This window comes from Nocardia vinacea NBRC 16497, from assembly GCF_000308835.1.
GTDB lineage: Bacteria > Actinomycetota > Actinomycetes > Mycobacteriales > Mycobacteriaceae > Nocardia > Nocardia vinacea.
Window position 1 is genome coordinate 1 of sequence record NZ_BAGN01000157.1, and the last position, 9,676, is coordinate 9,676.

Sequence of the window (9,676 nt, forward strand, 5' to 3'; positions counted from 1 at the left end):
CAGAGGCGAGTGCGGCGAGTTGGCCGTCGACCGCACCCATGCCGACCGCCAAACCCGCAATAACAATGGAGAATTCACCGTGCGCGACCAGTGCCGCGCCCGCCCGCGCCCGGCCCATCCGGCGGATACCCTGCCGACTCGCCGCCCACCAGCCGGTGGCGAGCTTGGTGAGCACGGTGACGACCGCGAGGAGGATCGCCCAGCCGAGCACCGGCGGAATGGCCCGCGGATCGGTGCTGAACCCGAAGGCCACGAAAAAAGATGGCCGCGAACAGATCCCGGATCGGTTCCAGCAGTTTGGTCGCCTCGCGCGCGGTGGAACCGGAGATCGCGATGCCTAGCAGGAATGCGCCGACCGCCGCCGAAACATTCAGCGTCGATGCCAGCCCGGCCACCAGCAGCGCCGCACCGAGCAGCTTCAACAGGAATACCTCGCGGTCGGCGCTGTCGACGATCGCCGAGACGTACCGGCCGTAGCGCAGCGCGACGACCAAGACGACGGTGACGGTGGCCAGGGCCAGACCGAGCACGGTCAGCCCGCTCAGCAAGCTCGTACCGGCCAGGATCGCGGTGAGGATCGGCAGATACATCGCCATCGCGAGATCCTCGAAGACCAGAATCGACAGGATCACCGGGGTTTCCCGGTTACCGAGGCGGCCGAGGTCATTCAGCACCTTGGCGACGATGCCCGATGACGAGATGTAGGTGACCCCGGCAAGAGTGATCGCTCCGGTTATCCCCCAGCCGAGTAGTAGGGCGACCACCGCGCCGGGCGTCGCGTTCGCGACGAGATCGACCAGACCCGCGGCCCAGGAGCGGCGCAATCCGGTCACCAATTCTGCCGCGGTGTATTCGAGGCCGAGCAGTAGCAACAGCAGTACGACACCGATTTCGCCTGCGATATGGCCGAATTCGTTCGCGGCGCCCAGTTCTACCAAGCCACCCTGGCCGAAGGCCAGCCCGCCGAGCAGATAGAGAGGAATCGGGGACATGCCGAAGCGTGCCGCCACTCTCCCGAGCATGCCGAGGGTGAATAACACCGCCCCGAGCTCGATGAGGGCGAGCGCGGTTTCGTTCACGCTCTCACCCGTGCGTCAGGATCTTCGCGGCCGCGTCCAGACCGTCCGGGGTACCGACGACGACGAGTATGTCGTCGGCGGTGAAAGTGAAATCCGGTCCCGGCGAGGGGTGCAGCTGCCCCGCACGCATCACCGCGACGATGGAAGCCTTGGTGCGCGTGCGCATTCCGGTCTCGCCGAGGGTGCGGCCCTCGTACGGCGAATCCTCGCCGATGGGTAGCTGGCGCGTGGTGATCCCTGGTAGGTCCCGGTGATCCTCGCGTAGCTTCGCCACCAGCTGCGGCGAGCCGAGCAGGTTGGCGAGCACCGCGGCCTCGTCGGGAGTCAGGGGTACTTGCGCGGCGCAGGAGTCCGGGTCATCGGGTTTGGAGACAATCAGATCGATGCCGCCGTCGCGGTGATCGACCACACCGACTCGGCGGCCCGACCGCAGCTGAAAGTCTTTGCGTACCCCGATCCCGGGTAGGGCGGTGACATCGACGTTCACACCTCCACCCTAACCGGCAAAAGCGGCTGACCGCCCAACAGCCCACCCGTCATAGTCGCGACAGGAGGGATCCGGCTACGTAGGTCATCGAATCGACCCGGACTCATTCCTTCGGCGGACCCGGGAACGCTGGGGCATGTGCTCTGATGGGGCGATGCGACGGCAGTGGGATGCTTTGTCGGCGACCGCGCAGGACGCGCTGGTCGCCGCCTTCGCGCTCGTACTCGGCGCCGCGCTCTATCTGACCGGCTTGTTCGAGATGGCCAGTGACCTGAGCCGCCATCCATCGCTGCCGGTGCGGTTCGGGGTGCTCGCGCTCATCTGCGTGGCGACCTTCCTGCGGCGTCGGATGCCGATATCGGCGCTCGGTATCGGGCTGCTCCCGTTCGCCATCGATATCGCACTCGGTCCGACGGTGCCGGTCTGGCTCATCTATTCGGATCTGATCTATGCGGGTGTGCTGTATGCCGCGCCCGCGCGCTCGCGCTGGCTGGTCACGGTTTGCGGGGTAGTCTCGGCCGTACTGACCGCGCTGGCGCTGGTGCTCGGCGACTGGCGGGTCGCGGTGATCACCATCGCCGCGCTGTTCGCCTTCGTCGCGACGCCGCTGTGGTGGGCGCTGTCGGTGCGCGGGCACAAGGAGATCGCCGAGGCCGAACGCAAACGCGCGCAGGCGATGACACTGGTCGCCGAATTGGATCGGCGCGCCGCCATCGCCGACGAACGCAAGACGATGGCGCGCGATCTGCACGATGTGATCGCCGGACACCTGTCGGCCATCGCTATCCAATCCGAAGCGGCGCTCGGGGTGTTGGCCCGGCAGGAAACCGATCCCACTGTCGCCGGGATCGTTTCGTCGATCCGGTCCAATAGTGTCAGCGCGCTGCAGGAGATGCGCACCATGATCGGTCTGCTGCGCCGCGACGACGGCGCCGAGGACGATGCGGCCGCGCCGCGCAAACTGGCTCAGCTGCCGATTCTCGTCGACGCGGCCCGCGCCGCCGGAATCACCGTGCGCGTGCGGGATTCGCTGAACGGGACGGCGCTGCCGAGCGCGGTCGACCAGGCCGCCTACCGAATCGTCCAGGAAGCACTGACGAATGCCATGAAACACGCACCGGGACAGGAGGTCGATATCGACGTGCGTACGGAGGCAACGGATCTGGCCCTCTCGGTGCGCAATCCCACGGCACCGGTGCGCAATCGACCGCCCGACGACGCGCGCCACAGTGGTCTGATGAATATGCGGGAACGCGCCGCGGCACTCGGCGGCACCTTCACCGCCGGACCCGGCGCCGACGGCTGGGAAGTCTCTGCGCGACTGCCGATCTCGACGACGGGGGTGTCATGATCCGGGTACTGATCGCCGATGACCACGGCGCGATCCGGGCCGGACTGCGGATGATCCTGGAGACCGCCGAGGGCATCGAAGTGGTCGGTGAGGCCGCCGACGGCGATATCGCGGTGGCACAGGCCAAGGCGCTGCGCCCGGATGTGGTGCTGATGGATGTGCGTATGCCGGGCGTCGACGGCATCACCGCCACCGGCCGCATCACCGACGACGGCCTGGCCAGGGTGCTCATCCTGACGACCTTCGACCTGGACGAGTACGTCTTCCGGACGCTGCGCGCCGGCGCGTCCGGCTTCGTGCTGAAATCCGCGTCGGGACAGGCACTTGTCGATGCGGTGCGCGCGGTGGCCGCGGGTGACGGCGTGCTCGCGCCCGAGGTGACCGCCGCGGTGATCAATGCGTTCGCCTCGACCGATGGCGATCCGAGCCGGCCCGCGCCGGACGGCATGGACGAGCTGACCGAACGCGAACGCGAGGTGCTCGACTGTCTCGGCGACGGTCTGTCCAATGCGCAGATCGCCACGCGGCTGTTCATCGGCGAGACAACAGTCAAAACACACGTCTCACGCGTACTCACCAAACTCGGTGTGCGGTCTCGCGTTCAGGCCGCCATCGTGGCGCGCGAGGCCAGGGAGCGGTAGGTCAGGACGCCGGAAAGTTCGGGTCGAGCGCGGCGAAGGTGCCGTCCGCCCCGGGCTGGTAGTCGACCACGGCGGTGACCGCACCGACCGGCAGCGGACCGTACAGATGTGGGAACAGCATCGATTCCGGATCGGTGGGCACTCCCGGTTCCCATTTCACCGGCGCGCCGACGCGGGCCGGATCGATGCGCAGCAGCACCATGTCACGCCGTCCGGCGAACAGTCGGTTGGCGGGCAGATGCGCCTGCTGTGGCGTGGAGAGATGGATGAACCCGATCTCCTCGAACGACTCCGGGCGGTACTCGCCGGTTTGCCGCGCGGTCAGCCATTCGGCGAGAGTGCAAATGTGAACGAGAGTGTGAGTGTCATGGATCACGGGTAATCTCCCGGTAGACAACTGGATAGGCCTGTTCGTGATCGTGGTCGAGTGGAGTTCGATACGTAACCGGTGATGTTCGCCAGTAGCGAAATCCCAGGTGGTGTTATCGAAAACACACAGAATCACTTCCGGGAACAAAGCCCCCGTCCCGAACGTCTGACAGAGTAGTCATACCCCTGCTGGGAAGTAGCGGTAGCGAGCCCGCGGAGTGACCACGGGCCCCACACCAGGTGAACGGACTGTAGTGCCGGGAGCCAGGACGGAGGAGTCATGCCAGGAACCCTGACAAGCACCCCACTGACCGCGGTCGATCGTTGCGACCGTTGCGGTGCTGCCGCACGAGTTCGTGCCGTATTGCCCGCAGGTGGCGAGTTGCTCTTCTGCCAGCACCACGCGAATGAACACATGGATCGCTTGCGTGAGCTCGAAGCCGTGATCGATACGGAATCGGCTCCCGCGCTCTGACCAGTCCTCGCGTCCCGACACAACAGCATCGAACAACAGAACATCGCTGATAGACGACAGCGGGCGGCCTACAGGTCGCCCGCTGTCGGCGTTTCCGGTCCCGCTGCTGCGGACAGGATGCCGTCGAGCAGTTTCCCCAGACCGAAGGCGAAGTCGCCCGCCGGGTCCGACGGCGCTTGATAGCGTTCGCCTACCGCAGCACCGACCCGCGAGGCGATCGGGAACTCCTCGACCGACATGACCTCGGTCAGCAGCGGACCGTGCTGCTCCCACCACTGCGCGTCGGTCAGCTCCGCTGTACTGCGGATTCCGGCGATCGCCATCCGCGCATTGCCGGTCGCGAATTCCGACAGCACCGCGATCACCCGATCCATAGCCAGATCGGATAACCCGATCCCCTCGATCGCGGCCAGCTGCCGTTCATATCGGCACATCCGGCCCGGACCGAGCACCAGCCGCCACGGTGGCACCTCGAGCATCCACGGGTGCGCGATCAGTTCCGCGCGGACCTGTTCGGCGATCGCAGACATTCGGTCACGGACCGGGAGATCGGTCGGGATGGGTACGTCCTCCAGTGCGACCGTGTCGACCATCAACACGGTCAAAGCCTCCTTGCTCGGCACATAGGTGTAGAGGCTCATCGGGCGCAGGCCGAGTTCGGCAGCGACCGCGCGGATCGACACCTTCTCGTACCCCTCCCGATCGGCGAGGGCGATCGCGGCGATGACAACCTCGTCGACACTTACCGTCTGCTTCGGTCCGCGCCCACCGGATCGCGGCGGCACAGCATGTCGCCAGAGCAGGCTCATCAACTGTTTCGCCTGGTCGGTCACGTGGTCCTCTCGGAATTAATTCGGTACGCTGTACGTTGTTACAATACTCCGTACACCATACGACGATCTAGGGGACCGCTCTGCCCAGCACACAGGCCACCTACCTACCCGACCGCCACATGTTCGCGCTGTGGACTTGGAACGGATCCGCGCCCGGCCGGGCGCCCGACGGCGATCGGGAAACACTCTCCTTGGCAGTGCCGACGGGACCGCACGGCGCGATCGAGGTCACCGATGTCGAGTGCGCACTCGTTGATCCGGACGAGCTGTTGAAGTTGGACCTCGGCGACACGGGCTCGTCCGTATACGCATGGCGCGCGGTGCTGCTGGACGGAGTCGAACCGTGCGATGCGCAGGCGGATACCAGATCTTCCGGTGCACACCCGCCTGTACGCTCGGCCGACGCCCGATCCGCCGATGCAGCCTTCGAAGCCGCTGCGACAACGCGGACGCAGGTGGCCGACGCTTCGACTGATCAGGTGGGCGGCACACAGGCGCGGTCCGAGTCGGTGGTCGGTCCAGGCGATACGGTGTTGCTGCCGATCGCCGCGCACGCTGTGCCCGATGCCGCCGGGACGTCGATCGTGTCCGCCGAGCGTGCTGCGCGGGTGTTGCGTGAAACACGGTGTGTCGGGGCGGAATTGCGGGCGGGGCTGAAGGCGGAGCTGCGGCCCTACCAGGTGCGGGGCGCGGGCTGGTTGCACGAGACCGTCGCGGCACACGGCGGGGCGGTATTGGCCGATGAGATGGGTCTCGGTAAGACGGTGCAGACCATCGGTTTTCTGCTCGGGCGGGCCGGGGGTGGGGCGCAGCTCGTGGTATGTCCGACGTCATTGGTCGGGAACTGGGCACATGAGATCACGCGGTTCGCGCCGGGGCTACGGCCGGTGGTGTGGCGTGGGGGTGCGGTCACGGATGAGGCCGGGACCGTTGTGGTGACCGGGTATCCGATGTTGCGGCTGCACGGTGCCGTGTTGGCCGATCGATCCTGGGCGACAGTCGTTTTCGATGAGGCGCAGGCGTTGAAGAATCCGCGCACCCAGGTGTCCAAGGCAGCGCGGGCATTGACGACGGAAGCGAAGGTCGCGCTGACGGGTACGCCGGTGGAGAACCATCTCGAGGAACTGTGGGCGCTGCTGAATCTGGTGGCGCCGCGGCTGTTCGGGCATCGCACCCAGTTCCGCCGTCGATTCGTCCGGCCGATCCACGAGGGTTCGGCGGCCGCGGCGGGCCGACTGCGCGATGCGCTCGAACCGGTGCTGTTGGCGCGCAAGAAGGCTCAGGTCGCCGCATCGCTGCCCGCGAAGATCCACAGCGATCTGCTCTGCGATCTGACCACCGAACAGGAACGGCTCTACGACCAACTGCTCGACAAGGCGATCGATGACGGCTTCGGCCACGGCGCGCAACGGCAGAGCCGGGTGCTCGCCGCGCTGACCGCCCTCAAGCAGGTCTGCAACCATCCGGGACTGATCACCGGTGAGCTGGGTGAATTGGCGGGCCGGTCCGGAAAGCTGGACCTGTGCACCGATATCGTGGCCAATAATCTCGAAACCGGTGACCCGACACTGATATTCACCCAATATCGCGCCACCGGTGACTTGCTGGTCCGCCACCTGCACGAGCAGTTCGGGGTGCGGGCGCCGTTCTTCCACGGCGGACTGAATCAGGCCGAGCGTGCCGAGATCGTTTCGAGTTTCCAGGCCGAAGACGGTCCGCCCGTGTTGATCCTGAGTCTGCGCGCCGCAGGCACCGGTCTCACCCTGACGCGTGCCGCCGATGTCATCCACTTCGACCGCTGGTGGAATCCGGCCGTCGAAGCCCAGGCCTCCGACCGGGTGCACCGCATCGGCCAGACCCGCACCGTCACCATCACCACACTGACCTCGGGCACCACCGTCGAGGAGCACATCGCGGGCATGCACGACCGCAAATCCGCCCTCGCGGACCTCAACGATTCGGCCGGGATCGCCGCACTGGCCCGGCTCGACGACGACCAGCTCATCGAGATCCTGCGCCGCAAGAGGGAGAACTGATGGCGGACAACGAATTCGGATACACGGCATGGGGCATGGACTGGGTTCGGCTCGCCGAACCCCTGCGCCAGACCCGGCCCGACCCGCTGCTCCCCCGGGCCCGCAGCATTGCTCGCAACAACGGTGTCCAGGCGACCATCGAAGGGCGCATCGTGCGCGCCGCCATCCACCGCGGTGGGCAGGCCTCGGTAACCCACCTCGAAGTCGCGCCACTTTCCCGTTCAGCCATCACCGCTATCGCCGAAATCATCTCGGATACAACAGTTCTCACCGACGAAATGCACCGATCTCTGGTCGATGCCGGCATAAGGCCGGCACCCGGCCCGGCCGGGACGGACTGCTCCTGTTCGGCTCGCACCGCCCGCTGCGTGCACGTTCTCGCGGTGTTCTACGACATGGCCCGCCGCGTGGACGAGAACCCCCGCCTGGCACTGGAGATCCAGGGCTATTTCCAAGCGGCACCAGAGGATTCGACAGCGCCGGTCGAATCACTCCGCTGGACCCCGATCAATGCACTGGATCCTGCGGACTACTTCGAGGCCGCAACAGCGGTGCGCTGAGAGGATTCACTCGGGGCGACGGGCACGGAAGCGGAAACTTCCTGCGCCGGTTTCGATCTCGACATCGGTGAAACCGGCTCGGGTGAGCCGCTCGGCGGCGTGCTCCGGCGGTACCGGCACGCAGGTGTCGCCGAGGTGCAGCAGGCGGAATACGCGGCCGTCGAGGCCGTCGCTGCCTGCGAATACGCCGCCGGGCCGCAGGACACGCAGGGCTTCGCCGAAAAGAGCGTCCTGTGCCCCGACAGTGGGTACGTGGTGCAACATCGTGAAGCACACGACCGAGTCGAATTGTCTGGGCGGCAAGGGCATATCCGCGCCGTCGCCCTCGATCACCGTCATCGCGGCGCCATGCCGGGTGCGCAGCCGATCGACGAGCACCGGATCGATCTCGACACCGGTCAGCTTGCTGGTGCGCTCTCGCAAGGCGCGGATATTGGCACCGTAGCCGGGGCCGATCTCGAGTGCGGACGCACCGAGGTCGAGACCGGACAGCGCCCACGGGACGATCCGCGTCGTACTCGTACGCTCCCACGCCGCCGATCGGCACATCAATTTGTGTACGTAGTTCATCGCCATGCGATTCACGCTAGGAGCGGCCAGCTGTGACCACGACAGGCTACGGTGACAAGTTGTGTCGCGAAACGGCCAATTCGTGGTGCCCCACCCCGGGACGTCCCAGCCGAACGACGGATCGGTGGTATTTCCGGCCGCGATCGGAGATACCGCCATGGTCTTCGGCGCGGGCGTCATGTCCGCGGGCTACTGGTTCGACACCCATGAACATCCGCAGCACCAAATCGCCTGGGCAGCAAGGGGCGTCATCGCCGTCGAAATCGGCGACGGATACTGGGTGCTGCCACCCACCCGCGCCCTGTGGATCCCCGGCGGCACCCGCCACCGAACCGGAACCACCCAGGGCGCGACCATGCGCGGGATCTTCGTGGCACCCGATCGATGCCCGGTCTCGCTTATCGCCCCGACAATGCTGCGAGTGTCGCCATTGCTGCGCGAACTCTTCGACCATCTCACCGGGCCCGACACAGCCCTCGCGCGCGGAGCGGACGCGGAGCGGCGCGAGCACGCCGACGAGCCCCCGCCCAGCGCCCACCCGCTCACAGCCACCCACCCGTTCACCGACACCCGAACCGACGGGGTCCTCGCCACGGCGACGCGAAATCCCGCCGGCAACGTCGCCGTCGCACGAGGCGAGCGCGGAAGCGGTTCGATTCGAGCACGCCGAGACTCCGGTCAGCGCACGCCCGCTCACGGATGCTCGCGCCGAAGGGAGCGCCGCAGCGCCGACTCGAAATCCCGCCGACGACAACACCGCCGCACGGCGCGAGCGCGCGGAGGCGGTCATATTCGACCTGCTCGAGCCGGTCGACGTGATTCCCGTCGGCGCCCGCCGACCGGCGGATGCCCGAGCCGGACAGGTCGCTGACGCCCTGACCCGCAATCCCGCCGACCCCCGCACCCTCACCGAATTCGCCGCCGACGCCGCAACCAGCCCCCGCACCCTGGCCCGTCTGTTCCTCGTGGAAACCGGAATCTCCTTCGGCCAGTGGCGAACCCAGATCCGCCTAGCCGCCTCCCTCCCCCTGCTCGCCGAGGGACTGCCGATCGCCCGCATCGCGGGCCGCGTCGGCTACGCCACCCCGAGCGCCTATGTGGCCGCCTTTCACCGCACTGTCGGCGTCTCCCCCGGCCGTTACTTCACCGGATAATCGCGCTGCGGAGTCAGGCGTTGGTGCCGCCGTCGACGGTGAAGGTCGCTCCGGTGATGCTGCGGCCGGAGGGGCCTGCGAGGAAGGTTACGGTGGCGGCGATGTCATCGGTGGTGCCGAA

Annotated in this window: 12 protein-coding genes and 1 pseudogene; 7 read left to right on the top strand and 6 right to left on the bottom strand. The window is 66.9% G+C overall.

Annotation, left to right across the window (positions count from 1 at the left end):
• Positions 1 to 1,079: pseudogene (locus ON44_RS20745) on the bottom strand (cation:proton antiporter); the annotation flags it as partial.
• A 4-nt stretch (positions 1,080 to 1,083) separates the two neighbouring features.
• Positions 1,084 to 1,566 (bottom strand): cation:proton antiporter regulatory subunit, encoded by a 483-nt coding sequence (locus ON44_RS20750; protein ID WP_040692563.1) that lies wholly within the window; start codon positions 1,564 to 1,566, stop codon positions 1,084 to 1,086.
• 154 nt (positions 1,567 to 1,720) lie between these two features.
• Here ON44_RS20750 and ON44_RS20755 point away from each other — a divergent pair, with 154 nt between their 5' ends.
• Together ON44_RS20755 and ON44_RS20760 are read left to right on the top strand one after the other, a co-directional pair.
• A complete protein-coding gene (locus ON44_RS20755; RefSeq protein ID WP_063721598.1) occupies positions 1,721 to 2,917 on the top strand; it encodes a sensor histidine kinase in 1,197 nt (398 codons plus the stop codon).
• Positions 2,914 to 3,558, top strand: coding sequence for a response regulator (locus tag ON44_RS20760; protein ID WP_040692565.1), 645 nt, complete (start codon positions 2,914 to 2,916; stop codon positions 3,556 to 3,558). Before ON44_RS20755 ends, ON44_RS20760 begins: the two co-directional genes overlap by 4 nt.
• 1 nt (position 3,559) lies before the next feature.
• Here the strand turns inward: ON44_RS20760 and ON44_RS20765 are convergent, their stop codons facing one another.
• Complete coding sequence (locus ON44_RS20765) at positions 3,560 to 3,931, bottom strand: DUF952 domain-containing protein (RefSeq protein WP_040692576.1); 372 nt, start codon at positions 3,929 to 3,931, stop codon at positions 3,560 to 3,562.
• Between the two features lie 276 nt (positions 3,932 to 4,207).
• On the opposite strand from ON44_RS20765, the gene ON44_RS52710 reads away from it, so the two are divergent.
• A complete protein-coding gene (locus ON44_RS52710) occupies positions 4,208 to 4,402 on the top strand; it encodes a DUF7455 domain-containing protein (RefSeq protein ID WP_029903635.1) in 195 nt (64 codons plus the stop codon).
• A 68-nt stretch (positions 4,403 to 4,470) separates the two neighbouring features.
• Here ON44_RS52710 and ON44_RS20775 read toward each other — a convergent pair whose 3' ends face one another.
• Positions 4,471 to 5,235 (bottom strand): TetR/AcrR family transcriptional regulator, encoded by a 765-nt coding sequence (locus ON44_RS20775; RefSeq protein WP_040692568.1) that lies wholly within the window; start codon positions 5,233 to 5,235, stop codon positions 4,471 to 4,473.
• A 119-nt stretch (positions 5,236 to 5,354) separates the two neighbouring features.
• Here ON44_RS20775 and ON44_RS20780 point away from each other — a divergent pair, with 119 nt between their 5' ends.
• Positions 5,355 to 7,271 (top strand): DEAD/DEAH box helicase, encoded by a 1,917-nt coding sequence (locus tag ON44_RS20780; RefSeq protein WP_051182251.1) that lies wholly within the window; start codon positions 5,355 to 5,357, stop codon positions 7,269 to 7,271.
• Entirely contained in the window at positions 7,271 to 7,831 is a 561-nt protein-coding gene (locus tag ON44_RS20785; RefSeq protein ID WP_040692572.1) for an SWIM zinc finger-containing protein, read from the top strand. Before ON44_RS20780 ends, ON44_RS20785 begins: the two co-directional genes overlap by 1 nt.
• Positions 7,832 to 7,837: 6 nt before the next feature.
• Here ON44_RS20785 and ON44_RS20790 read toward each other — a convergent pair whose 3' ends face one another.
• Entirely contained in the window at positions 7,838 to 8,407 is a 570-nt protein-coding gene (locus ON44_RS20790; protein ID WP_040692578.1) for a class I SAM-dependent methyltransferase, read from the bottom strand.
• A gap of 172 nt (positions 8,408 to 8,579) precedes the next feature.
• Here ON44_RS20790 and ON44_RS54050 point away from each other — a divergent pair, with 172 nt between their 5' ends.
• Positions 8,580 to 9,272 (top strand): AraC family ligand binding domain-containing protein, encoded by a 693-nt coding sequence (locus ON44_RS54050; RefSeq protein WP_373283191.1) that lies wholly within the window; start codon positions 8,580 to 8,582, stop codon positions 9,270 to 9,272.
• Complete coding sequence (locus tag ON44_RS53495) at positions 9,217 to 9,555, top strand: helix-turn-helix transcriptional regulator (RefSeq protein ID WP_281005270.1); 339 nt, start codon at positions 9,217 to 9,219, stop codon at positions 9,553 to 9,555. The genes ON44_RS54050 and ON44_RS53495 overlap by 56 nt, the downstream gene beginning before the upstream one ends.
• 13 nt (positions 9,556 to 9,568) lie before the next feature.
• Here ON44_RS53495 and ON44_RS53500 read toward each other — a convergent pair.
• On the bottom strand, positions 9,569 to 9,676 hold a 108-nt coding region (locus ON44_RS53500; RefSeq protein ID WP_157187232.1), incomplete at its 5' end, for an SDR family oxidoreductase.